Annotated in this window: 22 protein-coding genes; 11 read left to right on the top strand and 11 right to left on the bottom strand. The window is 56.7% G+C overall.

The annotated features are described in order from the left end of the window. Positions 1–24: 24 nt before the first annotated feature. The 10 genes from GTQ55_RS17265 to GTQ55_RS17220 all read left to right on the top strand — a co-directional run bounded on the left by GTQ55_RS17265 (position 25) and on the right by GTQ55_RS17220 (position 10,435). On the top strand, positions 25–567 hold the full coding sequence (locus tag GTQ55_RS17265; RefSeq protein ID WP_161859846.1) for a polysaccharide biosynthesis/export family protein: 543 nt from the start codon (positions 25–27) through the stop codon (positions 565–567). An 8-nt stretch (positions 568–575) separates the two neighbouring features. Next, positions 576–2,759 (top strand): GumC family protein, encoded by a 2,184-nt coding sequence (locus GTQ55_RS17260; protein ID WP_161859845.1) that lies wholly within the window; start codon positions 576–578, stop codon positions 2,757–2,759. Between the two features lie 63 nt (positions 2,760–2,822). Further along, positions 2,823–3,560, top strand: a complete 738-nt coding sequence (locus GTQ55_RS17255; RefSeq protein ID WP_161859844.1) for a tyrosine-protein phosphatase — start codon at positions 2,823–2,825, stop codon at positions 3,558–3,560. A 325-nt stretch (positions 3,561–3,885) separates the two neighbouring features. Beyond that, positions 3,886–4,341 carry a hypothetical protein gene (locus tag GTQ55_RS17250; protein WP_161859843.1) on the top strand — a complete coding sequence of 152 codons (456 nt, stop codon included), beginning with the start codon at positions 3,886–3,888 and terminating at the stop codon, positions 4,339–4,341. A gap of 41 nt (positions 4,342–4,382) precedes the next feature. Next, a complete protein-coding gene (locus GTQ55_RS17245) occupies positions 4,383–5,051 on the top strand; it encodes a PspA/IM30 family protein (protein ID WP_161859842.1) in 669 nt (222 codons plus the stop codon). Then, positions 5,051–5,710, top strand: a complete 660-nt coding sequence (locus tag GTQ55_RS17240; RefSeq protein ID WP_161859841.1) for a YqiJ family protein — start codon at positions 5,051–5,053, stop codon at positions 5,708–5,710. Before GTQ55_RS17245 ends, GTQ55_RS17240 begins: the two co-directional genes overlap by 1 nt. Positions 5,711–5,725: 15 nt before the next feature. After that, positions 5,726–7,420 (top strand): flotillin family protein, encoded by a 1,695-nt coding sequence (locus GTQ55_RS17235; RefSeq protein WP_202620648.1) that lies wholly within the window; start codon positions 5,726–5,728, stop codon positions 7,418–7,420. A 305-nt stretch (positions 7,421–7,725) separates the two neighbouring features. Next, positions 7,726–8,823: a 4-hydroxyphenylpyruvate dioxygenase gene (hppD, locus tag GTQ55_RS17230; RefSeq protein ID WP_161859840.1), complete on the top strand. Its 1,098-nt coding sequence runs from the start codon at positions 7,726–7,728 to the stop codon at positions 8,821–8,823. Between the two features lie 24 nt (positions 8,824–8,847). Continuing rightward, positions 8,848–9,396 (top strand): VOC family protein, encoded by a 549-nt coding sequence (locus GTQ55_RS17225; protein ID WP_161859839.1) that lies wholly within the window; start codon positions 8,848–8,850, stop codon positions 9,394–9,396. Between the two features lie 31 nt (positions 9,397–9,427). Next, on the top strand, positions 9,428–10,435 hold the full coding sequence (locus GTQ55_RS17220) for a fumarylacetoacetate hydrolase family protein (protein ID WP_161859838.1): 1,008 nt from the start codon (positions 9,428–9,430) through the stop codon (positions 10,433–10,435). A 52-nt stretch (positions 10,436–10,487) separates the two neighbouring features. Here the strand turns inward: GTQ55_RS17220 and GTQ55_RS17215 are convergent, their stop codons facing one another. Together GTQ55_RS17215 and GTQ55_RS17210 are read right to left on the bottom strand one after the other, a co-directional pair. Continuing rightward, the gene (locus GTQ55_RS17215) at positions 10,488–11,342 is read right to left on the bottom strand and encodes a carbon-nitrogen hydrolase family protein (protein ID WP_202620647.1); all 855 of its coding nucleotides are present in this window, start codon (positions 11,340–11,342) and stop codon (positions 10,488–10,490) included. 92 nt (positions 11,343–11,434) lie between these two features. Beyond that, complete coding sequence (locus tag GTQ55_RS17210) at positions 11,435–12,232, bottom strand: SphA family protein (protein ID WP_202620646.1); 798 nt, start codon at positions 12,230–12,232, stop codon at positions 11,435–11,437. Positions 12,233–12,607: 375 nt separating this feature from the next. Here GTQ55_RS17210 and GTQ55_RS17205 point away from each other — a divergent pair, with 375 nt between their 5' ends. Continuing rightward, positions 12,608–13,402: an SDR family NAD(P)-dependent oxidoreductase gene (locus tag GTQ55_RS17205; protein ID WP_161859836.1), complete on the top strand. Its 795-nt coding sequence runs from the start codon at positions 12,608–12,610 to the stop codon at positions 13,400–13,402. 22 nt (positions 13,403–13,424) lie between these two features. On the opposite strand, the gene GTQ55_RS17200 is transcribed toward GTQ55_RS17205, so the two are convergent. From GTQ55_RS17200 to GTQ55_RS17160, 9 genes are all read right to left on the bottom strand, one after another. Beyond that, complete coding sequence (locus GTQ55_RS17200) at positions 13,425–15,158, bottom strand: hypothetical protein (protein ID WP_161859835.1); 1,734 nt, start codon at positions 15,156–15,158, stop codon at positions 13,425–13,427. Then, the gene (locus GTQ55_RS17195; RefSeq protein WP_161859834.1) at positions 15,155–17,413 is read right to left on the bottom strand and encodes a hypothetical protein; all 2,259 of its coding nucleotides are present in this window, start codon (positions 17,411–17,413) and stop codon (positions 15,155–15,157) included. The genes GTQ55_RS17200 and GTQ55_RS17195 overlap by 4 nt, the downstream gene beginning before the upstream one ends. Further along, positions 17,406–18,602: a BatA domain-containing protein gene (locus GTQ55_RS17190; RefSeq protein WP_161859833.1), complete on the bottom strand. Its 1,197-nt coding sequence runs from the start codon at positions 18,600–18,602 to the stop codon at positions 17,406–17,408. The genes GTQ55_RS17195 and GTQ55_RS17190 overlap by 8 nt, the downstream gene beginning before the upstream one ends. A gap of 1 nt (position 18,603) precedes the next feature. Next, positions 18,604–19,500, bottom strand: coding sequence for a DUF58 domain-containing protein (locus GTQ55_RS17185; RefSeq protein ID WP_161859832.1), 897 nt, complete (start codon positions 19,498–19,500; stop codon positions 18,604–18,606). Positions 19,501–19,514: 14 nt separating this feature from the next. Continuing rightward, a complete protein-coding gene (locus GTQ55_RS17180; protein ID WP_161859831.1) occupies positions 19,515–20,522 on the bottom strand; it encodes an AAA family ATPase in 1,008 nt (335 codons plus the stop codon). 6 nt (positions 20,523–20,528) lie between these two features. Next, positions 20,529–21,242, bottom strand: coding sequence for a DUF4159 domain-containing protein (locus GTQ55_RS17175; protein ID WP_202620645.1), 714 nt, complete (start codon positions 21,240–21,242; stop codon positions 20,529–20,531). An 81-nt stretch (positions 21,243–21,323) separates the two neighbouring features. Next, positions 21,324–22,955, bottom strand: a complete 1,632-nt coding sequence (locus GTQ55_RS17170; protein WP_161859829.1) for a TldD/PmbA family protein — start codon at positions 22,953–22,955, stop codon at positions 21,324–21,326. A 29-nt stretch (positions 22,956–22,984) separates the two neighbouring features. Next, positions 22,985–24,316, bottom strand: coding sequence for a TldD/PmbA family protein (locus GTQ55_RS17165; protein WP_161859828.1), 1,332 nt, complete (start codon positions 24,314–24,316; stop codon positions 22,985–22,987). Positions 24,317–24,349: 33 nt separating this feature from the next. Beyond that, complete coding sequence (locus GTQ55_RS17160; protein WP_161859827.1) at positions 24,350–25,981, bottom strand: TldD/PmbA family protein; 1,632 nt, start codon at positions 25,979–25,981, stop codon at positions 24,350–24,352. Positions 25,982–26,382 lie beyond the last annotated feature (401 nt).

Raw genomic sequence — 26,382 nt, 5'->3', positions numbered from 1 at the left:
CCAATTCAATCAGGGAGTATGGTTATGCATCAACTGAAAAGTTACTTACTAGCGGCTGCTTTCACGCTTGTAGGTTACATATGTGCATATCCTGTCGCAGCAGATACGCCTGAGTATCGCATGAATGCCGGTGACAGGATTTCTATCCGGGTGTATGGCGAGAGCGACCTGAACGTAGATGCAATGTTGGATGAATCAGGCAGTATTAACTATCCCTTCCTGGGCGAGCTCAAGGTAACCGGACTTACGCCCTCGGAACTAGAGAGTTTAATTGTGAAGGGGCTTGAGGGCGACTATCTGATTAACCCAAGCGTTACGGTGTCGATAGCGCAATATCGTCAGGTGTTTATTTTTGGTGAAGTGCAAGTTCCCGGTGGATATAGCTATCAGCCGGGCCTCACAGTCGGTAAGGCGGCTGCGCTTGCCCAAGGGCTAACTGAGCGAGGTTCTGAAAGCCGAATATTCCTTACCCGAGAGGGAAAGACCGATGAGGAAAGAGAGCGGGTCAACATGTCGACCAAACTTAAGCCCGGAGACGTGGTAACTATTGAGCAGGGATTTTTCTGAATACTCGTATGGAGCAAACTACAAATATCGCAGACGAGGCGGAGTCTTCGCCACTGGGTAATATTGACCTTATCGCCCTTTTTTTTGCCGTTTATGAAAAAAAGTGGTACATAGCGGCCTTTGCGCTACTCGCTACTACTGCGACCTATTTTTCAGTTCAAAATATTCCAGATAGATATCAAGCGACAGCGACATTATTGCTCGCAGGAAACCAGGCTAATCTCGTGTCAATTCGTGATGTGTATGAGGCGGGAGGCCAGCGTCGAGAGTTCCTGATGACGCAAGTCGAGATGTTGCAGTCCCGTGGTATCGCGGAGCGCGTTGTTGACGCACTCAATCTCGAAAACCATCCTGAGTTCAACCGTCCACCTACGCCAACGTTCACAACAAAGCTTAAACGCTGGATCGGCCTTGAGGATGAGAAGCCTCAAAAAGATCCGGTCACCGAGTTGCGAAGAAAGCGCGAACGTATCGTCAATATTATTGTTAATAATATTAAGGTATCACCGATTCGTAATACGCAGCTAATTAAGCTGTCCTATGAGAGCTATTCTCCTCAACTGGCAGCGGGCATACCGAACGCAGTTGCGAACGCCTATATTGCGGAACAGCAGAGTGTCCGAACTGATGTAACCGAAAAAGCCACGAGCTGGCTCAGCGAGAGGCTTGAGGGTCTGCGTGACAAGCTCGAAGCTTCTGAGCATGCTCTGAATCAGTTCCAGCAGCAAGAAGACCTGGTGGATCTACAGGGGGTGCGTGGGCTTGCTTCGCAAGAATTGAATGAGACCATGAATCAGCTCCTTGAAGCGAGGCGTGAATTCAAGGATGTACAGGTGTTGTATAACCAGGTTCGACGTAAGGATGTAAGTGAAGAATCGCTACTTAGTCAGCCTGAAGTGCTCAATCACCCATTAATTCAGACGGTACGCCAGGCAGTAACCAGTGCCCAGCTTGGTGTCACAGAGCTGGCGCGCAGATATGGACCCAAGCACCCAACGATGCAGGCAGCCCAAGACGAGCTTGAAAGTGCGAGAGCACAGTTGCGCAGTGAAATCAGAAAGCTTGTCGCCAGTATTGAAATCGATTATCGCCAGGCCCGGGATAAAGTGCGTGATCTTGAGGCCGAGCTTAGCGGTGCAAAATCTGACTTGCAGACCGTCGCACAAAAAGAAATCCGTTACGATGAGCTGAAGCGAGAAGTTGAGGTTAATAGTCAGCTTTACAACACGTTCCTGACACGCTTCAAGGAAACCCGAGAGGTAGCTGGATTTGAGTCTGCAGCAGCTCGTTTGGCGGACCCCGCGATTACGCCACGGCGACCACTGGCGTCTAAAAAGCGCTTGCTAGTCTTGTTTGCGTTTGTCGCTAGTGCTGGTCTTTGCGTAGGTATTATTGTTTTACTGGATCTTCTTAAGAGTGGAATACGTGATCCTCAGGATGTGAGCCGGAAACTCGGCTTGCCACTTATGGGTATGGTGCCAGAAGTTCGCTCGGAAGGCGATGAGCCGCTGCCTCTGTATAGCTACTTTGATGGCTCACAACTTCAATTCGCTGAGGCGATTAGGTCGCTCAGGACAGGCGTTGTCTTATCGAGACTTGATAATAAAGCGGAAGTGATCTGCATTACATCTTCAGCACCGGCAGAGGGAAAGACAACCATATCCATAAATTTGTCTTTCGCGTTGGGGCAGCTGGAAAAGGTATTGTTGATCGACGCTGACATGCGTCGTCCGTCTCTGGGACGTAGATTTGAAATAGCCGCGAGTAGGCCGGGGCTTGCCGACCTCCTTTCGGGTCGCTTTTCCATTGATGAATGCATTGTTCCTGACAAAAAAAGTGGAATTGACCTGATACCGGCAGGGATACGCCCGGAAGATCCACAGCGCCTGCTGGGATCCGTAGAATTTCAAAATATATTGAAGGAGCTGCGAGGAAAGTACGATCGGATCATCATCGACACGCCGCCAGTGCAGGCGGTCAGTGATGTTCTCGTAATTTCGAAGCTGGCTTGCTCGCTCCTGTATGTGGTACGAGCAGAAGAGACGAAAATCGGCGTTATCCGGGCGGGCGTTTCCCGCCTGATGAACCTGGGCATCAAGCCCGAAGGCGTGATTTTAAACGGCATGTCTTTGAAGCGTCGTGGATCTGGCTCCGAGGAATACTATGGGTACTATCCAGAGTACATCCAGTAAACCTCTATGAAAGCAGCGTAATTCCCCCGGGTAGGCGCGCCGTTAATGCGGTAACATGCGCCCATGATTGATCTACACAGCCATATTCTGCCCGGGATCGATGACGGACCACAGTCTTTAGAGCAAAGTCTGGCGCTCGTCCGTGCTGCGGCGGAAAATGGCATCACCCATATGGTGGCAACGCCGCATATCCACCCCGGGCGTTACCCGAATACGTCAGCCTCAATAGTAAAAGCGTTTCGCAATTTCCTTATTTCTCTGCCCGTTGACGAGAATCTCGGGATCCAGTTTGCGTTGGCCGCTGAGGTGCGGGTCTCTGATGAGCTTATATACCTTGCATCGGCGAATGAATTGCCTGCTCTTGGGTACTGGGAAGGGGACCTTCTCGTATTACTGGAAATGCCACACAGCCACATCCCCGCCGGCCTGATCAAGCTGCTAAGCTGGCTTGCCCAGCAGAATATCCGGCCCCTGATAGCGCACCCGGAGCGTAATAAAGACATTATTCGAGATTTTGAGGAAATAACGCCTCTGGTAAATGCTGGCTGTCTGTTTCAGGTAACAGCCGGTGCGCTCGTAGGGCAATTTGGCGAGCCTGCACGGGTGCGAGCTGAACAAATTCTCAAGCGGGGCCTGGCGACAGTGCTGGCTACAGATACACACCATATTCAGCGGCGCCCACCGAACCTCGCGGAGGGGCGTATGGCCGCCGAAAAGCTTGTCGGCGAAAAGGCGGCCTGGGCATTGGTGAAAGATAATCCGGCGAAGATTGTTGGCAATCGCGTATTCACCAGCGGGTAAGTATCTTGCCGTCGATTGGGGCCTTGCCTTCCGCTGAGCTCTTTGCGATATGGTGGCCAGGATCGTCACGCCCCTTTAGCGCGGCTCCCTCCCTACACAAATAAATATCTTTCGACACAATACCTAACCCCTCACATCCCTACGCTGGCTATTTCACGGCGTGGCGTGCTCCTAGTACGCAGGTTAAGCCCGGAATATGTTCAGCTGGGCGAAGGTTTAGCCAAGTTGAGCTAAAAACGCCCATTTCAAGACGCTGTAACCACGTGTAATTGACCAGCAACTGCTTCGTGTGTACTTTTGTATACATCGCAAGTCAGGGAATGCCATGCTCAATAAAACACAATCCATTTCAGCGCGTCTGTCACCGGATGATTACACCTACCTGATGTCCATTGATCGCAATGGCGCTGTTACCCAAAGCGAGAAAGTGCGCGAGCTAATTGCCATGGCGCGGGAGTCCGTGGGCGTAGAGAGCTTTAGTCGCGCCTACCTTGCGGCGGGCGAAACCATGTTACCGGTCAAAGCCAAATATATTGAACAACAACGCCGCAGTCTGATTGTGGAAGCACTTTTGGAAATCGTTGCCGAGGGTGCTGCCGCTATTCAGGTGTGCGGGCAAGAAGAATCGCTGGCGCCCGCATTGGAGCAAAAGGCATTGCCGGCGATTGAGGCGTTCATGGAGAAAATCCTGCTGCTGGCATTGCAGGATGAACCTCGTGTACTAGATCCTGAGGCGGCGGAAAAACTGCAGCATCGTGTCCGGAAACTTGTACACCGTTAAAACCTGATAACCAGGATCATTCAAAAGAGGAAAGAATAACAATGAAAGAAGGACTGATAAAACGTATTTCCCGCATTATCTCTGCTTCTGCAAATGCGGTGGTGGACTCCGTGGAGAATGCCACGCCCCAGCTGGTGATGGAGCAGGCTATTCGCGAAATTGATGATGCTATTGCTGACGTGCGCGATCAGCTCGGCAAAGCCGAGGCGGCAAAATACCTGAATAGTAAAACGCTTAATGATGAAAACAGCCGTCACGCTACTCTTGCCGAGCAGATCGAAGTTGCGGTACAGGAAGGCCGTGACGATCTCGCTGAAGCGGCGATTGCAAAGCAAATGGATATCGAAGCACAGATCCCGGTGCTCGAAAAAGCCATTGCGGAAACCGACCAGGAAATTACTGAGCTGAATACCTATATCAGCGCACTTCAGGGCAAGAAGCGTGAAATGCGTGAGCAGCTGCGTGACTTCATCAAGGCCAGTGAGCACGTGAGTAATGGCCCCGCCGGTGAACAGCAGGGTGCGAATCGCGATACCGCCACCAAAGTGGATCAGGCCGCGGGTGCATTTAACCGTATTCTGGAGCAGGTGGGAGTGCCTACTTCCGAGTCCGGGGCAGACGCCAGCAAGCTGGCGGAGCTGGAAGAGCTTGCGCGTGGGAATCGTATCAAGGAGCGGCTGGCAAAAATTAAATCCCAGACGGAGGCCTGATGGCTTTTTTCCTGCAAGACGGCAACCAGCTATTCACCGGTGCGCTGGTGTTGATGCTGATGATTGCAGTACTCGAAGGTGTAATGATGCTGATTGGTGTGGGTATCTCGGACATGCTGGATAACCTGCTTCCGGATATGGATATCGACCTGGACGCACCAGACACCGAAGCTGGCGGAGTGCTTACCAAGCTATTGGGCTGGTTGCGATTCGGTGAAGTGCCTGCGTTGATACTACTGGTCGCTTTTCTGGTCGCATTTGGCATCACCGGCCTGTTGATCCAGATGGCCGCAGAGTCACTGGCTGGCTTTTTACTTCCCGGTTGGCTACTTGCGGTTCCGGTACTGTTCCTGGCGCTACCCCAGGTACGCTTTGTGGGTAACCTTCTACGCAAATTTGCTGTGGGTGACGAGACCGAAGCGGTCGGACGACAAACATTTGTGGGACGCATAGCGGTCATCACCATTGGTAAGGCGGCAGCGGGTTCGCCGGCAGAAGCCCGGCTCCGCGACGAATTCGGCACGACACACTATGTAATGGTTGAGCCGGATGATGATGAAGAATTTTCGCAGGGACAACAGGTTTTGTTGGTAGAGGAGCGCGGTTCTAACTTTCGTGTCATAAAGCCTACCAGTCAGCACCTGCTAAATAACAATTAATTGGAGAAAAATTTAGTGATTCAAAATCTTTCCAACATAGCGATTATGGCCGGTGCCGTACTGATCGGCCTGATAGTGATCGGCACCATTTTTGCCAGACTCTACACCCGAGCTTCCAAAGAGCGCTCTTTCGTGCGTACCGGGATGGGTGGGCAGAAGGTGATCATGAATGGCGGCGCGCTGGTGCTTCCGGTCCTGCATGAAATTATCCCGGTCAACATGAATACCCTGCGCCTTGCGGTTTCGCGTAAGGAGCATCAGGCACTTATTACGAAAGATCGTATGCGCGTGGACGTGCTCGCGGAATTCTATCTGCGGGTAAAGCCTGACACCGACGCTATTGCCAATGCCGCACAGACCCTCGGCGTGCGCACCCTGGACCCGGAAGCGTTGAAGGAAATGATCGAGGGCAAGTTTGTCGACGCATTGCGCTCGGTGGCGGCAGAAATGGAGATGGCGGAACTGCACGAGCAGCGCAGCCAATTTGTACAGAAGGTACAGCAGGTGGTTTCTGAAGATCTGCTGAAAAACGGTCTGGAGCTGGAATCTGTATCCCTGACAGGCCTCGACCAGACCGGCAAAGAATTTTTCAACCAGGACAACGTGTTCGATGCGGAAGGTCTTGCGAGTATGACACGCTCGATCGAGGCACGCCGTAAAGAGGTGAACGACGTCGAGCAGGAGACTCGTGTCCAGATCGAAACCAAGAACCTGGAAGCCGAGCGTCAACGTCTGGAAATTGAGAAAGAAAAGCGCTATGCCCACCTTGAGCAGCAACGCGAACTGGAAAACCGTGAAGCGGCACAGAAAGCGGATATGGCCAAAGAGACCGCTGCTCAGGAGCGAGCGGCTCGCCAGGCAGAAATCGAGGCTCAGCGTGAAGTAGACCAGTCGCGGATCGCTGCCGAGCAGGCAACGCGCCTGCTGGAAATTGAGAAGGAAAAGCGTCTGCAGGAGCAGGAAATCGAGCGTGAGCGCGTGCTGGAGGAGCAGCGTATTTCCAAGCAGAAGTCTGTCGAGATTGCCGAGCAGGAACGCGCCATTGCGGTTGCGGAAAAATCCAAGGAGCAGTCGGTCGCCGATCAGCACGCAAATATCGCCCGCGCAGAGGCGGTGAAAGCGGAAGAGCAGGTGCGAACCGCTCAGGATGTGGAAGTTGCGGAGCGTGACAAGCGCATCGAGATCATCGAGGCGGAAAAAGAAGCCGAGCGTCAGGCTACTTCGATCAAGGTCGCCGCGGAAGCGGAAAAAGCGGCCGCCGAAGACAAAGCTGAGGCGCTACGCCTGCAGGCCACAGCGGAAGCTGAAGCGGTACGCATCAAGGTCGAAGCCGACCGTGAGAAGTATGCGGTGGACGCGGAGGGCCAGCGCCTGATGAACGAGGCCATGAACAGCCTGAGTGAAGCGCAGATCGCACTCAAGCGTGTGCTGAGCTTGCATGAAAACCTGCCCAGCATTGTGCGCGAGAGTGTACGTCCGCTCGAAAAAATCGAGGGTATGAAGATCATCTCGGTGAATGGGCTCACCGGCTTTGACGGCCGCGCCAGCGGTGGGATTCTGGATGCCGAAGGTGAATCCAAGAGCCAGAGCTTGCCGGAAGCCCTCGTCGGAAGTGCGCTAAAACATCGTGCGATGGCGCCGCTGGTGGATTCCCTTCTTAAGGAAGCCGGCGTAGGGGACCTCGGCAAAATTGCCGAGCCCGAAGCCTGATCTGTCCTGACAGCCCCGCTAGTCCTTTAACTGCAAGTCTGCCGGGCCCGATGAGGGCCCGGACCTGCCGAACGCTCTGCCCGAATCCTGCCCCGGACCCGAAAACCGGGCACTAAACTCTGCATTCCAGTCACCTATTTCCCGGTTTCCGAGCGGTATCCGCTCTATTACTGGGAGGCCGTCATACACAGACCTTGACATTGGTTACACGCGTAACTAAATTCGTTGCACCTGAAACCAAGGGGCCTCCGCTGCCACAAGCGGCGTTGCAGGCCACCACAAAAATCCCGTTTAAGGAGGATGACATGGCCGATTTGTTTGAGAACCCCATGGGCCTGGACGGCTTTGAGTTCGTTGAATTCACTGCCCCGGAGAAGGGCATCCTGGAGACCGTTTTCGAGGCCATGGGCTTCACCAAGGTCGCGCGTCACCGTACCAAAGACGTGGAACTGTGGCGTCAGGGTGACATCAATTTCATCACCAACTACGAAAAAGGTAGTCACGCCGACTACTATGCGCGCGAGCACGGCCCCTCTGCCTGTGGCCTGGCATTCCGTGTGAAAGACGCCACCTTTGCGTACAACGAAGCGCTCAAGAAGGGTGCGCAGCCGGTAGAAGTCGAAACCGGCCCGATGGAATTGCGTCTGCCTGCGATTAAGGGCATCGGTGGTGCCACCCTGTACCTGATCGACCGGTACAAGGAAGGTGAGAGCATTTACGATATCGACTTCCACTGGCTGGAAGGTGTCGACAAGCATCCGGAAGGCTGCGGTTTCCACACCCTGGATCACCTGACCCACAACGTATACCGCGGCCGCATGGACTACTGGGCCAGCTACTACGAAGACCTGTTCAACTTCCGCGAGATTCGCTACTTCGACATCAAGGGTGAATACACCGGCCTGCTATCCAAGGCGATGACCGCGCCCGATGGCAAGATCCGCATCCCGCTGAACGAGGAAGCAGCCGGTGGCGGCGGCCAGATCGAAGAATTCCTGATGAAGTACAACGGCGAAGGCATTCAGCACATCGCCTTTGCCTGTGACGACCTAATTGCCTGCTGGGATCGTCTGAAGGCGCAGGGGATGGAGTTCATGACTCCGCCTCCGGAAACTTACTATGAGATGCTGGAAGAGCGTCTGCCGGGCCATGGTGAGCCGACCGCCGAGCTGAAGAAGCGCGGCCTGCTGCTGGACGGCACCACCGAGGGCGGCCAGCCGCGCCTGCTGCTGCAGATTTTCTCGGCGAATATGCTGGGCCCGGTGTTCTTCGAGTTCATCCAGCGCAAGGAAGACGAAGGCTTTGGTGAAGGTAACTTCAAGGCGCTGTTTGAATCCATCGAGCGCGACCAGCTGAAGCGTGGTGTGATCGGCGACAAGTCCAAGGGCGAAGACGCCGCCTGACTTTTGGCATAACGGAGGCCCAAGATGGCTATACAGAGAATCCACCACGTGGCCTACCGCTGCCGCGACGCCAAAGAGACCGTGGAATTTTACCGCGATCTGCTGGGCATGGACTTTCAGCTCGCCATTGCCGAAGACAGGGTGCCCTCTACGGGGGCACCGGATCCCTACATGCATATCTTCATGGATGCGGGGCAGGGCAATGTGCTGGCGTTTTTCGAGCTGCCCAATTCCCCGGATATGGGCCGTGATGAAAACACCCCGCAGTGGGTTCAGCACATCGCGCTGGAAGTGGAGAGCATGGACGAGCTGCTGCAAATGAAGCAGAAGCTCGAGGATGCTGGCATCGATGTGCTCGGGCCCACCGACCACACGATCTTCAAATCCATCTACTTCTTTGATCCGAACGGTCACCGCATCGAACTCGCCGCCAATACCGCCAAACCGGGAATGCACAAAGAGCTCAAACGAGTGGCTGAAGATATGCTGGAAGAGTGGTCCCGCACCAAGAAGGCGCCACGCCACGCAGCGTGGATGCACGGTGAGGAAGAGTTCAAGGCACTCGATCCGTAAAACCAGATAACTTTTTTAAGAGGAAGGCACAGTGAAGTTAGCCAGCCTGAAATCCGGCCGCGATGGCCAGCTTGTGGTGGTCAGCGACGATCTGACCCGCATGGCTCCCGCCGCTGAAATTGCACCAACCCTGCAAAACGCACTGGATGACTGGGCGGAAAAATCCGCACAGCTCGAAGCGTTGCAGGCAAAACTCAACAGTGGCGAGATCGAGGGCGAAGCCTTCGATCAGGCCAAGTGCCACTCACCACTGCCGCGCGCTTACCACTGGGCCGATGGCAGCGCCTACGTGAACCACGTGGAGCTGGTGCGCAAGGCGCGCAACGCAGAAATGCCGGAAAGCTTCTGGACCGACCCGCTAATGTACCAGGGCGGCTCCGATACTTTCCTGGCCCCGCGCGAACCGGTAAAAATGCCGCAGAGCGAGGGCTTCGGCATCGACTTTGAAGCCGAGATTGCGGTGATCACTGACGACGTGCCCATGGGTGTATCTGCGGAAGCGGCGCTCAAGCACATCAAACTGGTGATGCTGGTGAATGACGTTTCCCTGCGCGGCCTGATCCCCAATGAACTGGGCAAGGGTTTCGGTTTTTACCAGTCCAAACCCTCCAGTGCCTTTTCTCCGGTATGTGTTACCCCACAACAGCTGGGCGACAACTGGAAAGAAGGCAAGTTGCATCTGCCGCTGGTGTCCACACTGAACGGGGACAAGTTCGGCGAGCCAAATGCGGGAATCGACATGACCTTTCATTTTGGCCAACTGATTGCGCACGCTGCCAAAACCCGCCCATTAGGCGCCGGGACCATCATTGGTTCCGGCACCGTGTCGAACAAGCTTGATGGCGGCCCAGGAAAGCCTGTGAAAGAAGGCGGGGTGGGCTACAGCTGTATTGCCGAGATCCGTATGATCGAAACGATTCAGGAAGGCAAGCCGAGCACTTCTTTTATGCAGTTTGGCGACAAGATTGCGATCGAGATGCTGGATGAGAAAGGCCAGTCGATATTCGGGCGCATCGAGCAGACAGTGGAGCAGGCTTGATGCCTGCCTGAACAAGAAAAAGGCCACCAATTGGTGGCCTTTTCTTTTGTGTCTATCTTAGTCGCCGCATCGACAGCAGTGGCATGCTTTTCCTGATTTTTTCCAGTTTATCCGCGCTGAGCGTCGCCGTAATCACCGCTTCACCCTCGCCGGCCTCGGCAAGAATTTCCCCCCAGGGATCGACAATCATTGAATGCCCCCAGGTGCGTCGTTTGGGTGTGTGCTGGCCGCCCTGAGCGGCGGCAATTACATAGCAACCATTTTCTATGGCCCGGGCGCGCAATAGCGTTTCCCAGTGCGCCCGGCCAGTGGTGTAGGTGAATGCCGCGGGCACCACGAGCACTTCCGCACCACTCAACGCGAGTTGACGGAAGAGCTCGGGAAAGCGCAGGTCGAAGCAGATGCTGAGTCCGATCTTTGCCCAGGGCGTAGTTGCCACCTGTGTTTGGTCACCGGGCTCGATAGTAGAAGACTCGCGATAACTTCCCGCAGCATCCTCTACCTCCACATCGAAGAGGTGCATCTTGTCGTAGCGCGCGCGCAGTGCGCCCTTATCGTCATACACAAGGCAGGCTGAGCGGCTGCGTTTGTCGGCGGTGGTGGTGCCATCCGGTCGTTGCAATAGCGGCGCGGCACCGGCAATTATCCATAAGCCAAGTTCGGTCGCCCAGCTTTGCAGCGCGGACTGAATAGGATGTAAGCCGGAGTTTACATCTTCGTGCAAAGGAAAAGGCTCAGCCACCGAAAAACTGCCGCGGTCGGAAATATGCGCGAAGTATTCCGGTAATAGTGCGATTTGTGCACCGCCATCGGCTGCCTGCTCTAACAGCGTGTGTGCCCGAGCAAGGTTCTCGGAAACGCTGTCGCCACTGACCATCTGTACAGCCGCAACACAAACATCCTTCACTGTTCTGATACTCCGATATTCTTATAATCAAGACACAAATAAAAAGGCTACCTTCAGGTAGCCTTTGCGTGCAAGCGAAGAGTAGGGGCGGACTACTTTTTCCCGGTACCCAACTGGTAAACAAATTTCAACCAGAAGTAATCGCCCTCAGTGGTATTGGTCGAATCCAGTTGTGGCAGCCAGCGGAATTCGAACACAATATTGTCTTTCCCTTTCGGCAGCATGTAACCGATGACTGGGCCGATGCCCGCCGTTTTTTGCCTGAATGGCCCGACGAGGCCTCCCTGATTTTTATCGTCACTGATCTGGTTGTTCCAGAAGGCCTCGACCCCCATGGTGACGAACCCATCTCCAGCCTTGACCATTTGCTGCAGGCTGCCGTCGAAGTGCAGCAGACGTCCGCTGCGATAGTCTGTATCTGAGTTTTCTTGGTTGATAGTGAGCCCGGTAAACAGGGTGGCATTAAAACCGGATTCCATATTGCTGTAGGCAACCCCAAATGTCGGGTCCACGGCCCAGTAGTTGAGTCCGGGATTGGCAAGGCGCCCAACATCGTAGTCGCCGGTCGGTGCATGTACCGGCAGCATGGCGTTGTATTGCCAGTTGCCGTCCACCCATCCCATCAGCAGCGGGATAACCGTGGTGTCCCCGAGCCCGGATTCCGACTCACTCCGGCGAAGAGAGCCCAGTGAGCTTTCAATTTTACCGGTAACGTCAACGTCCACCCAGGAGGCAAAGGCGCCCACAGAATATTTTGCGCCAAGCACGGTATTTTCAAAGGTATAGAAGGCGCCGGGAACTACGCTGTTGAGCTGCACGTCAATCCCGGCCGTCACCAGGCCTGCGATCGGAAGGTCAACATTGGCATTCAGATCGCCGCTGTAATTCAAATAAATCGCCTCAAAGACCCAGCCAGTCTGAACCGGCGCGCGATCAATCAGGGTGGCGGCCGTACCTGGAACGTAATACCCGATCCCCCCTTCCGTTGAATGCGCAGAAAAAGGCAGAAGCGACAAAAGTGCGGTGATACACAATGTTTGACGCCAGTTTTTGAATCGCTTGTGTGCAGAAAACGTAAGCATCGCGCAGAAGCTCCCAAATAGAATTCAATTTCGTTTCTCGATGTGCTTTTGAGTGTAGCTGTCGCTGGAGGCTGTGGTGTGGGCAGAGGTGCAAGGTGGTGAATCTATGAAGAGGATCCCAGGCGTCCCGGGAAAGCAAAGACTATTCTGTCGGCTTCCCATACAGGATCCTGGAAGAGAGCGATGGACCTTCAGTTAAAGGAAAAACTCGTATTTATAAGTGGCTCGACCAAGGGTATAGGGCGATCGATTGCGGAAGCGTTGTTGCACGAAGGCGCGCGCGTCATCATAAACGGGCGTTCCGGGACGGACGCGGTCGCAAAGGAATTAAGTGCCATCGGAAATGTGATCGCGATTGAAGGCGATCTCGCCAAGCCAGATGACTGCCAGCGCGTGTGTCAGGAGGTCGAATCTCATGGGAAGCTGGAGGTCTTGGTGAATAACATGGGGATTTTCAATCCCACCCCATTTCCTGACATAGATGATGAAGAGTGGTTGCGTTTCTTTAAGGTAAATGTGCTCAGTACAGTGCGTTTGTCACGGCATTTTTTCCCGGGAATGCTGAATCAGGATTTCGGGCGAGTCATTAATATTGCGAGTGAGGCCGGCATGCGCGGTCTGGAAAGCATGGTGCATTACTCCATGACGAAAGGCGCCCAGATTGTTATCGGCCGGGGGCTCGCCAATCTCACCAAAGGGTGCGGTAACAATGTGACGGTCAATTCAATACTGCCGGGCCCGACCCTTACCGAGGGTGTAAGCCGCTGGCTAAAAGAGAGTGCCGATGGGCAGGGCATTTCCGAGCAACAGTTCGTCAGCGAGTTTTTCGCTGAAACAGAGCCGGATTCACTGCTTCAGCGTTTTATCCAGCCAGAGGAGATAGCCTCTGCGGTCGCGTTCATCGCTTCACCGCTGAGTGCGGCAATCAATGGCGCCAGCATCAAGGCGGAGGGCGGACTGATAAAAAGCATTGTCTGAATGGCGCAAACAAAGGGTGTTTTCAGCGCAGGCTGCGGCGCTCTCGCCACCAGGTCAGTAGCAGTAATGTCATCAGTGCGAGGGCTATCCACGGCAGCGGCAGCGTTTGCATGGAGGATAGGCTCTGGGCTTGCGGGCCCAGGCGCGCACTGGCCATCTGCGCGGTTTCTTCCCGCAAAAGTGCTGTCTGCCACTCGGCCCACGCGTCCTGTGCGAAAACGTATAGTGAGGATCCGGTTTCGCCCACCTGATGCCAGCCTGAATGCCGCGGCCAATAGCTGTGGCAGCGGCCGACCTCGCTGTGGCCGGCAGCGATGCCACGCACGGGCGCTACATTTTCTTCGGCGTCCGTCGGATGTAGTTCGGGTGGGGAATCATTGAATACACTGCTGCACACCGTGAGTCGCTGCCGCACGCGCGGGAGCTGGGTGCTTACCGACAGTTCGTCGTGTGTGCCGTGTAGTGCCAGTTGACGCTCGAACAGCTGATTCCAGAGCAGGGCGAACTCCCGGGCATACCCTGCCGTTTGCCAGCGGTAGCTGTTGCGGAAAAACGCAAACCCCAGAGCCTGCTGTGGCTGTACGCGGCCCCAGTATATGACTTGCCCATCGGTGCCCAACTGGGCATCGCCGGCCCGAATATTGGCGGGCTGGTAACCCGCTAGCTGCAGCTCGGGGGGCTGCCTGTCAGCGACATCGCCCGGGTAGCTGGCCGAAACGACGGGCGCTTTTTGCAGCGGCATTCCACGGGTCTGTGCATAGTCAATAAACGCCTGTGTGCTGTTGCTATCCACCAGCCAGAGCAGCGATTTTGTTTGTGCAAGAGTGTCGATCTGCCGTCGTTGTGACTTGTCCAGCTGTGACCACAGACGGCTGTCGAGCACCAGCAGGTCAAAAGGACTGTCGGCGGCGAGGAGCGCGTTTTGGCGCAGCTCCTGACCGTTGAAGGTTTCCCGCCGCTGCATTTTTGGGGCCAGTTGCGTGACAACCTGCGTGGGCGTGCCGGACTGGCGCAACCAGCGCGCCAGTGCCGCACTCTCAAACCCGGGGCGCGCGAGCCACAACAGTACCCGGGGGGATTGTGGTTCGCGCACGATCACCGGCAGTACTTCACTGCGGTCAGTGTCTTGCGCGCCGGAGACATCATCGGCTGCCTGTTGTTTGCCCGCTTGTTGTTTGTCCGTCTGTGGTTGAATGTGTACCCGGTACTGCCAGTCGCCGGCAATTTTCGGCCACGCCTGGAGAGATATCGACTTGCTGTCAGCGCCGAGCAGTGCGCTGTCCACATCGCTGCCGAAGGGATCTTGCAGGGTAAGCTTTACCGGAGGCTGATAAGCGTCTTGTGGCGATAGAAGCGAGACACGCAGTTGCAGCGGTTCACCGAGAGTCAGCTGCCGCGTCCACTGTACCTGCCAGCCGGGTTGCGCGGTGATTTCCCCGTGCTGTAAGCGAACCGGTGGCAGATCGCGCAGCGCATCGCGCGACACACCATCACCGGTGATTTGCAACAACCCCGCCCGGTTAATCTCTTGTGGTGACGGAAGACCCTTCGGATCGGACGCAACTGCGGTTGCCAGAGCGGTGGTCTTTTCCGGGGGAAGTAAAGCCGGGGGGTGGAACAGTGACCACACCAGCAGCCAGATAACGCACTGCAACAGTATGCCGGTGGCACGGCGTGAAACCGATGTGCGTTGGCGCAAGCCTAGCCACAGGGAGGCCGCCAGACCCAGTAAACAAATTGTGCTGAATGCGTTCATTGCCGTGCCTCTGCTGCGGATTCCTGCAGCCAGTTGCTATAGGTGCCGGACGCACGGCGGTCAAGCGGGAGCGTCGGGTGCGCGGCCGGGGCCGGTAACAGCGCGTACAGGAATGCCGACAGTTGCTGCCGGCACTCGCGGCAGCCGGGTTGTTGCCGGTAGCGGCGCAGATGCTTTGCCAGTGACATCTGCAGGGTGTCGTCCCCGCGCAGTACCTGCAACTGCCGGAGTCCGCTTGTGGCCTGCGGGTCGAGCGCCTCGCCCTGTTGTACGCGTTTGAACAGCGCCAGTAATTGTTCGCGTTCGGCGTCTTCCCGTGCGCTGTCGACTTGCGGTGGCGCGGTCTGGTCGTGTTCGCCGGAGAGCCGCCGCGACTCGTCCAGGGCCGGTGTTTCGAAACCAACGCGTTGCAGGTAGATGCGCGAGGCCTGCTGCACTTGCTTGATATGGCGCAGGGCGGTGTGCTGGTGGGGCAGGGACGCGCGCGGTTCAACTACCGACAGGTCGCGCCACGCACTCCACATTGCATTGAGCGCACTGCGCAGTAGCTCTTTGGTCTCGGGGTCGAACAGGGTGGCATGTTCTGAGCTGTCGTGGGCGTGACCGGCGGCCGCGATCACGCCACTGGCATCGCCGAATTGCTGGACTTTTTCACCTTCATTACCGTCATCACCGTGATGATTACCGTGACCACTGTGCTCGCTGGCTTGTTCATGCGTGTCTTTGTCGTGGTGCTCCTCGCTTTCGCCATGGTGATCGGTTGCGTGCGTCTCGCCGCCGTGTTCCATCGCGGAGTCTTCCTCGCCGAGAAATCGTCCGTAGCGCATGCGCAGCAGGTTCTGCTCGTAGGCGAGCGATTCGGAGCGCTTGCGAAATTCCTGTTGGCTGATATTTTCCCGGTCCGCGAGCAGTGCCTCGGTATCGATGATCAGCTGTCGCTGACTGCGGAAGTATTCCGGCAGAATTTTGATCGCCATCCCCTCGCTGTCGCTGAGTCCGAAAATTTCTTCCTGTGGCCAGCGCAGGATGAAATGCTGGCTCTTCTGGATATTCACCTTCGGTGCACGATTGTCGCGGGCCTCAAGGTGCCAGTAGAGTTCGTCACCGGGTTCGATCTGGTAACGATGCACTGGTATCGAAAAACGGTAGCGCCGCTTTTTTCCTTCTGTGCTCTCTGCCTCAAGCCTGATGCGCTCATCGCGAAAGCGTACGTTTTCTCCACTGCCGCTCGCCAGGGTCACTAACAGATCCGTTTCCACCACCTGAAAATCATCTTCAACCGTAACGCTGACGGTTAACAAAGGCGACTCTGCATCTGGCTGCCGGGTGACGATGGTGACGTTGTCCTGTGGATATTCGAACACGAACGCCGGGGGGCGGTCCGGGGTGATCTCGATATTGTGTAGTTCCGGCAGCAGCATCTGCGTGCCACCTTTGCCGATTGCAGCATCTGGCGATATGGCGAGTTGATAAAAGTCGGATGCGCTCAGTGTGCGCGTGAGTTGCCAGCGCCGACTGGGGGCGGGATCCCGGGGTGTGAACGCAAAGGACTCTTCAGCCGCAAGCATGTGCAATCCGTCTGCGGGTGCCTCGAGAGTAATATTCCAGGTGACGCGGGAGTTTTCTGTGGCCTCGATTGCCAGCGCACCGGGGTAGGGTGCTATGCCGGTATAGTCCGGTGGCTGGATATACGTTGCAATATCGCGGAACACCGATGGCTGCGCCTGCACCGGGCGCGTTGGTTGCGCGTGCCTGTCGATGGCCGTTGTCGCGGTTTTTCCGCTTAACTGTATGGCTACGGGGACTAGTAGCAGGATGATGGCCGCACCGGTGGCGTACAGGAGTGGGCGGCGCCGCCAATCGGGGCGGAACGTTTGCAGACTGCCGTTTTCCTGCAGTTGCTGCAGCGCCTTCGCCACCCGTTGCTGTTGCACACGCATTACTGGTCCCGGATTGCTGTGTCCGGCGATCAGAAGATGACAACTGTCCTGCAGGGCCGGATAGCGTGCGTCGAGCTTCGTGCAGAGTTCCCTTTGAGATGGCCGCCAGTAGCGGTCCAACGCAGTGGCCAGGACCACAGGGACAAAGGCTACTGCCAATATCCACTGTGGCAGCAGCAGAAAGTGACGACTGAGCCAGGCGCTAATGCCAAGCAGGAGTGCGACAAGAACATAGGGCATCAGGCCGTGGATGTACCAGCGGCGTCCTGCCCGCTGCAGGATACGCTGGCTACGAGTGTGGCGAGCATTACTCACGGTTGGCGCCTCCGGTGGCCGCTGCCGGGCGCGACAGGCCAATCGATCGTTCGAGCAATATCAGCAGCGCCAGGGCCAGTAGCAATACATCGCGCAGCGAGTGTGCGTGCCTCGTTGTCGCCGCGGGGTCACTCACCGAGATATCCGGGAGCCTGTCGAGGGACCACTGGCTGCGGGACTCGTGTAACCACCGCCAGTCCTGTGTAGACCACTGCCTCCAGAGTGTTTGCGGTAGTTCCGGGTTATGGAAAAACGCCGGGCTATGCCAGTCACCGCGGTAACGCAGCCAGCTGCCGCGACCGATTACAGCCACCTCAAGACCACTGTGTTTGTCGAGTTCATTAAAATTCAGTGCCGTTTCGCCAGTCACGCGCGCATCCGAAATCAGCAGCCCACCGTCGCGCACAAAATGCACCAGACGCTCCGGCAGCGCTCCGGGCGTGTCGTAAATTACCCAGTCGATTTCGCGGGGGTCGAGCAGGTCTGTCGCGGAGCGCTGCTGCAGCGCCAGCCCGGGTAGCGGACCTTCCGCCAGTTGTTGTATCAGCGGGGGCAGCCAGCGTGGCCCTTCGCCCACCAGAGTGATCCGCGGGAGTGTGCTGATCCGTGGAAGTGCGCGGGAAAGATCCGCACTTTCGGTCTCCACCACGTGCCACTGCCAGTGGGGGCTGACCTGAAGGGCACTGTGTCCGGTCGGATTTGCGCCCTGCTGTAACAGAATATGTGCGCGGCGAAATTCGCCGGCGCTGGCGAGCTGAGACAGGGCCTGCCAGAGATTACCGGCCTCCGGTCTGGGGGTGTCGGCGGGCTGTGGATCGTGGTGTAGCCAGAAGGTCTGGTTGATCTGCGGATGCTCTGCCTGAAACTGCGCGAGTGCCTCCTCGGTAACACCGGGGTCTACCAGCAATATCGTATCCGATGGTCGCACATCGCGTTCCAGCCACGGTTGTGCCAGTAGCAGGATCAGTAGAAGTAATATCAGAAGCCGCAGAGCCAATAACAGGCGGTCGCGCACAAACAGCTTTTTCCAGCGATGCTGGCGCCTGTGTTGCAGCCAGTGCACAGCGGCAAAGGTGATCTCCCGGGGATCACTGCGACGCAGCAAGTGGATCAGTACCGGTAGCGCAAGGATGGGCAGTAGCCAGAACCACGCGGGTGATTCAATCAGCCAGGTGAGGGCTCCGGGCATATCAGCCGATCCTCCCGTGTGCATCAATAAATGCCCGCAGAGAATACTCGATGGGTGTTTCCACCGTAGTGGTAGTCAGGGGTGTTGCCTGTGCGGCAAAACGCGCGCTGAGGTTTGTCTGTGCGGCGGCAAAGGCAGCCAGGTAGTCCGCACGTTGCTGCCGGGCGCCTAGCTCAGTGATACCCGGCGCTTCGGGATTGCGGATTTTCAGGTCACCATCAAAGGGAAACGTCTGCTCGGCTTCAACCAATATTTGCAGAGGCAGGCAAGGCCTGCCGGCGGCGGACAGGCGCGCGGCAAAACTGCTGAGCTCACCATCGTCATGGCGCTCGAAGAAGTCGCTGACCAGCACGACCTGACAGGGCTGCTCAAAGCGGGGCCATACCGCGGCCAGTTGCGCCCTGTCCGGCCAGTGCCCGGCAGCGCTGATCGAGTCCAGTTCAAGCGCAACACGGCGATGATGGGCTTCGCCCTGGCCCTCGGGTACAAGGCGGTTACCGCGATCGTTCAGTGCCAGCAGGGAAAAGCGATCGCCCTGGCTATGCAGCAGCCAGCAGAGTGTGGCAATCCAGCATTTTGCGTACAGGAGTTTGCTGAGACCTGGTTGCACAAAACTCGGCTGCGCCATCGAGGTGCTTGTGTCGAGCACGATGCATACGTGCATCTGACTTTCCTGCTCAGCCTCGCGCACATAATAGCGGTCCGAGCGCGCAAACAGTTTCCAGTCGATATGCCGGATGGAATCACCCGGTTCGTAACTGCGGTATTGCTGGAATTCGATGCCGGCGCCGCGCCGCTGGCTATGCTGCATACCCAGCAGCATGCCCTCGGCGATATGGCGTGACAGCCACACCAGGTCTCGGGTGCTCGCCAGCGTCAGCGGATCGGTCAGTTGCACGGCAACATACTCCGTCAGTCCCGACCGGGTTCCGGCACGGCTTGGCGTAATTCACCCAGTACCTGCTCAATACCGATGCCATCCGCCTGGGCCTGGAAACTCAGCAGCACGCGATGACGCAGCACCGGTAGCAATAACGCCTGTATATCGGCACGGGTGACCGCCAGTCGACGATGCAGAAAGGCGCGCGCCTTGGCTGCGAGAATCAGCGCCTGTCCGGCGCGGGGCCCGGCGCCCCACTTGATCCACTTTCCCAGGTTCTCATCGGGGTTCTGGTTGCGAGTGGCGCGTACCAGTTGTGCCACGTATTGGTACAGATCATCGGAGACCGATACCTCCCGCACCAGATCCTGCATTGCCAGCAATTGGGAGGCCTCCAGGCAAGCCTGTGGCTTCGCGCCAGCGGCACCGGTGGTTGCGCGCAGGATTGCTACTTCGTCCTGCGCATCCGGGTAGTCGATATGGATATTCAGCAGGAAGCGGTCCAGCTGGGCCTCCGGCAGGGGATATGTGCCTGCCTGCTCGATCGGGTTCTGGGTCGCGAGCACAAAATAAGGCTGTGGCAGCGCCATGGTTTCCCCGGCGACGGTGACGCAATACTCCTGCATGGACTCCAGCAGTGCTGCCTGGGTCTTTGGCGGTGTGCGGTTGATTTCATCCGCGAGCAGTATGTTGGTAAAAATCGGCCCCGGCTGAAACTTGAAAAATCGTTTGCCGGTCGTGTGATCCTCTTCGAGGATCTCACTACCGAGAATATCGCCGGGCATAAGATCAGGCGTGAACTGCACGCGCTTGAATGCCAGGCTGGAGGCATCGGCGAGCGTCTTTACCAGCAGGGTTTTACCGAGGCCGGGTACCCCTTCAAGTAACACATGCCCACGAGCCAGCAGGCATACCAGCATCTGCTCAACTACATCGTGCTGGCCGACGATAACCTTGCCGATCTCGCCGCGCAGTACGTCGAGCGCACGTTGTTGTTCTTCGAGCATCTGTTCAATTTTGTCCGGTGAAGTGGTGTGCATGGTATATCAGCTTGTGAGTGCATAAATGACGATGTTGACGGCGAATTTTGTGTTGTCGATGGCGAGCCAGCGCTTGTTGCGATAGTCGTAGTCCCACTCGCACCCGAAATCCTTGTTGCTGTAGAGTACGGCGATGCGGCCATCCACCACGATCGCTTTCAGGTAATCGTGGACCAGGTCGTCGCCCCAGCCGTTCAGCTCGAAGCTGGTTACCGGGAGTTCGTCGAACTGGAAAAAGCAGCGGTAGAGGTCGTGGTCATCCGGTAGTTTTTGCAGGCAGTCCTCACCAAACAGTTTCACCATCTGCGTCTCGAACGACCTGGCAAACAGCCCGTCAATGTCGTGGTTGCAGTCGTCGACAAACACAAAGCCACCGCGATTGACGTAGTCACGAAAATTCCGGGTTTCCGCAGCGGTGAATTCCACCAGTTTGTGCCCCGCCAGATAGCAGAAGGGCGCCAGCAGCATTTCCGGGTCCGCCAGCGGCACTATGCGCTCGTCGGGATCGACGTTGAGGCTGGTGTATTCGATCAGGGAGTTCAGCACATTGGAGGGCATGCGCTGATCCACATCCCAGTCGCCGGATTCATACATCAGGCGTGTGAAATAGAAGTCATACTCGGGAGCAGGGTCACTTTGTGCGCGCAACGTTCCCGGTAGTGCGAAACCGCAACCGGCCAGTAACAGGCGCTGCAGAAATTGTTTGCGGGTGAGTGACACAGATACGGCTCTGAAACTTCTTGTGGGGCTGGTTTGCAGTCGCCATGTCGTCAACGACATGGCGACGGCCTTTCTCTCTGATTAACCGAGTTTACGCTTGGTGTTGATCACGTTGACACCGTCGAACCGGGTGGTGGAACTACCGTGGGACACGGCACTTACCTGGCTGGGCTGCCCCTTGCCGTCGAAGAAGGAGCCACCGAGACGGTAATCGCTCTTGTCACAGATCTGCGAACAGGAGTTCCAGAATTCCTGCGTGTTGGACTGATAAGCCACGTCCTCCAGCATGCCGGTGATCTTGCCGTCCTCAATTTCGTAGAACAGCTGGCCGCCAAACTGGAAGTTGTAGCGCTGCTGATCGATGGAGAAGGATCCGTCACCGACGATATAGATGCCTTTCTCGACGTCCTTGATCATGTCCTCGACGCCCAGCTTATCTTCACCCGGGAGCAGGGAAACGTTGGCCATGCGCTGGAACTGCACACTGGACCAACTGTCCGCGTAGCAGCAGCCATGGGACTCCTTCTGGCCCAGCATATGTACCTGGTCGCGAATGGCCTGGTAGTTGGTGAGTACACCCTCTTTGACCAGGTCCCAGCTACCGGTTTGCACGCCTTCGTCGTCGTAACCGACTGCACCCAGTGAGCCCGGCTGCACCTTGTCTGCAAACAGGTTGACCTTGTCGCTGCCGTACTGGAATTTGCCGCTCTCCCACTTGTCGATGGTGGCAAACGAGGTGCCCGCGAAGTTGGCTTCGTAGCCGAGTACGCGGTCGAGCTCCAGCGGGTGACCCACGGATTCATGGATGGTGAGCCACAGGTGCGACGGGTCGAGCACCAGATCGTATTTGCCCGGCTTGACCGACTTGGCGGTAAGCTTTTCCTGCGCCTGTTCGGCCGCCAGTTTCGCGTCCTCGACCATATCGTAGGAGTCGCCGTAGAGTACCGTCTGTGACTGCACTTTATCTTCGGCGCGACCGTCGAGGTATTCGAAACCGCGACCTACCGGCATGCCGAGGCCGTCACGGGTGCGGAAGCCGCCGTCTTTCTTGTCTACAGCAGTGACGCTGAACGGTGACCACAGGCGGTGTACATCCTGGTCGATATAGGAACCGTCGGTGGAGGCAAAGTACTTCTGCTCGTTTACCAGGAACAGCATGGAATTGATAAAGCTGGCACCGGCATCCATTGCCGCCTTGTTCACTTCCATCAGCAGGTCAACTTTTTCTGCCAGCGGAATGGTCATGGCGTTTTTCTGGATCGGTGTTTTCCAGCTGACTTCACCGTGGCCTTTTACTGGCGCCAGTTGCACCGGCTCTTTCTGGTATTTCGAATTGGCCTTGGCGGTGGCAACGGCCTGTGCGGTAGCGCGCGCGATACCATCATTGGTCATGTCGTTGGTAGCGGCAAAGCCCCAGGTGCCGTTGGCAATCACGCGTATGCCCACGCCGATGGACTCGGTGTTGACCACGTTCTGCACATTCATTTCACGGGTAATGACGTACTGGTTGAGATAGCGGCCGATACGGACGTCTGCGTAAGACGCGCCCATCTTGGTCGCGGTATTCAGTGCCGCATCAGAAAGTTCTTTCTTTGCTGCGATATCCAGTCCGCTCTGGGTGAGTTTGCTTTCGGCGATAATATTGCCGGACAGTGGCAGCATGGAGACGCCGACACCGGCACCACCCAACTGCAGAAATTTTCTTCGATCCATTGTTCGCTCCTAGTTTTCTGCAGAGGTAATTAAACCGCGTCGGAAAGGCTGCTGAAGGTAAAATCGCGCACTTTCAGTGCGGGAATCATGGCCGGGCCACCCCACATGCTGACGCGCTCCGCACGTCCCATATCTTCAATATTGTTCAGCATGATCACCGGACTTTCATTAAAGCGGAAATTCTTGATCGGGTATTTGATCTTGCCATTCTCGATGTAGAAGGTTCCGTCGCGGGTCAGGCCGGTCAGCAGCAGCGACTGCGGGTCGACCATACGGATATACCAGGTGCGGGTTACCAGCACACCGCGGCGGGTGTTTTTGATCAGCTCCTCGGTGGACTTGTCGCCACCGACCATGATCAGGTTGTTCGGCGCGGGTACCGGAGCACTTTCGGATTGCTCGGCCCAGTAGCGGCTGCAGGGAAGGCTTTGCACCACGCCACCCTTGATCCAGTCCACGCGCTGCATCGCCATATGGTCATCGTCGGACCAGGGCTGCGCCGGTACATTCCGGTCGGAAGGGTCGGAGTAGAGGTGTACGCGTTTGTCGAACATCTTCTCGCCAATACGATTGCCGCCGCCTTTCTTGCTCAGGAAACTGCGGCCCTCGTCGGCACTGCGGGTGTCGAAGTTACCCATCATATATGCCACCAGGCCGGATACCGCGCTCGGCTCCAGAATCACGGTGTACTTGCCCGGTTCCAGTGCGCGGGCTTCCTGGGACAGAACGGCCTTGTCAATTGCGACACCGGAGCTGGATGCGGTATTCATGTCGCGGAAATCGGTCACATCACTTTGTGCCCAGCCGGAGCCGAGACCGTTTTCGGTGCGCATGGTGACGGTGAAATTGGCAGAGGTGGAGGCGTGGTAGCCAAACAGGCCGTTGGTGTTGGCCACCGCAGCGAACGAGCGTGCGTCCTCAAGGTAACCTGCGGCAACAACGTCCTTTTTCATCGCCGCTTTGATGGAGTCCGCCGCTGCCTTGGCGCGTTGATCCGGGGTTATGTTAGCGGTGGACTTTGCGAATCCGTCGACGGCCATGTATTTCTGCTTGCCCAGCAGTGGCATGGATTCCGGGTTGTCCGGTGACAGCTTGGCCAGTTCCTCTGCGCGGCGCATCACTTTCTCCAGTGATGCATCACTGAACTCATTGATGGTGGCGATACCGGATTTTTTTCCGAAGCGTGCTTCCACCGCAAGTTCGATATCGTTGACGACACCGCTGGTGGAAACGCTGTTGCGCGCGTAGCGGATGTTGCCGGTCTCGGCGCCGGACAGCTGCGCACTGGCACCCTCGGCCTTGCTGTATTTCAGAACTTTTTCGAGAATGTTTTTGGCTTCACTTCTGGATAAAATTGCCATCTTGTTTTGCTCCAAAAATTTATTGTTGTTCGCTTAGCCGATCTTGCGCTTGGTATTGATCACGTTGATGTCGTCAAAGCGGCTGGTCGCGCACCCGTGTGAAACAGCACTTACCTGGCTGGGCTGACCTTTGCCATCGAAGAAGGTGCCGCCGAGTCGGTAATCACTGCTATCGCAGATGGCAGAACAGGAATTCCAGAATTCCTGGGTATTCGACTGGTAGGCAACATCCTCTACCTGGCCGACAATTTCGCCATTCTTGATTTCATAAAACAGCTGGCCACCGAACTGGAAGTTGTAACGCTGCTGGTCGATGGAGTAGGAGCCGCGCCCCACGATGTAGATACCTTTTTCCACATCGCGAATCATGTCCTTGACCGAGTACTTGTCCTTGCCCGGTGCGAGGGACACATTCGGCATGCGCTGGAACTGTACGCTGGACCAGCTGTCGGCGTAGGAACAGCCGTGGGACTCTTTCTGGTCGATCATGTGCACCTGGTCGCGGGTGGCCTGGTAGTTCACCAGCACGCCATCCTTGATCAGGTCCCAGCGCTTGGCCTTCACCCCCTCATCGTCGTAGCCAACGGCGCCGAGTGAGCCCGGTTGGGTGCGGTCGGCAAAGATATTGACCTTGTCGCTGCCGTACTGGAATTTGCCGCTGCGCCACTTGTCCAGGGTTGCGAAAGACGTGCCAGCGTAGTTGGCTTCGTAACCGAGAACACGGTCCAGTTCCAGCGGGTGCCCGACGGATTCGTGAATGGTCAGGCGCAGGTGTAATGGTTCCAGTACCAGATCGTACTTACCCGGGTCGATCGACTTGGCCGACAACTTGACCTTGGCCTGTTCCGCGGCGAGAACCGCGTCTTCCGCCATGTCATAGGAGTCTTTATACAGGGTGGTGGGGCCGGCGATCTTGTCTTCCTCGCGCCCTGCGAGATACTCGTATCCCATACCCACTGGGGTACTCAGGCCATCGCGGGTCTTGAACTGGCCGCTCTCCTTGTCCACCACGGTCACCTCCATCGGTGCCCACAGGCGATGGACATCCTGGTCGATGTAGGAACCATCGCTGGACGCGAAGTATTTCTGTTCGTTCACCAGGTATAGGGCGGAATTGACAAAGCTGGCACCGGCCTTTAGCGCACTCTGGTTCACGTTCATCAGGAAGTCGACCTTCTCGCTGATGGGCACTTCGATGGCATTTTTCTTGATAGGGGTCTGCCAGGAAACCTCGCCAACCCCTTTGACGGCGGCCAACTGCACAGGCTCGGTCTGGTATTTGGCGTTCGCCTTGGCCACGGCCACCGCCTGGCGAGCTGCCCTGGCAATACCGTCCTCGGTGAGGTCATTGGTTGCGGCGAAGCCCCAGGTGCCATTGGCGATCACGCGGATACCGGCACCGAAGGACTCGGTATTGACGATATTCTCGACATTGGTTTCACGGGTCAGCAGGAACTGGTTGAGGTAGCGGCCGATGCGGACATCGGTGTAGCTGGCGCCGGCCTTGCGCGCGGCGTTGAGCACGGTATCGGAGAGGGCCTTTTTCCGGGCCACGTCCATCCCACCATGGATGAGCTGCTCGGCGGAGACCTGCGCGCCATATATTGGCAGCGCAATGCCGCCGGCACCGACACCGGCGAGTTTGATAAAACGTCTTCTATCCATTGTCCTCCCCGCGCACCCGCCTGTGTGGCAGCCATTATGTGGCGCTCGGCCGGGTGTCTGCTTATTGTTATATCCGCCGGATCACAGCGGTTCCGCCCCACAGATAATCGCGTTCGCACACTTTTGTAAAGCGATAAGTCGTTGAAATGAGTGCTGGTGAGGCTGAATGGTTGACATGCACCGAGGCTGGGCGAGCGTTCGGATTTGCACCGCATATGGACATGCTGCCTCGGAGCGCCTTGTGTCACAGGGTCTCGGGCGAACATGGAAGTCAACCACGGCCTTGCCTGACTTTCATTTGTCAGCAGGCTGACATTGTGATTATCTCCGCGTCTGCACCGCGTATTGCTGAGCGCTTAAACCGCGGAATATTCACACTGCGAACAGATGACGGAGTCCCT

The sequence above is a fragment of the Microbulbifer hydrolyticus genome, assembly GCF_009931115.1.
GTDB classification, from domain to species: domain Bacteria; phylum Pseudomonadota; class Gammaproteobacteria; order Pseudomonadales; family Cellvibrionaceae; genus Microbulbifer; species Microbulbifer hydrolyticus.
Note: the sequence above shows the minus strand (reverse complement) of the source record. Positions and strands in the feature narration are given on the sequence as shown.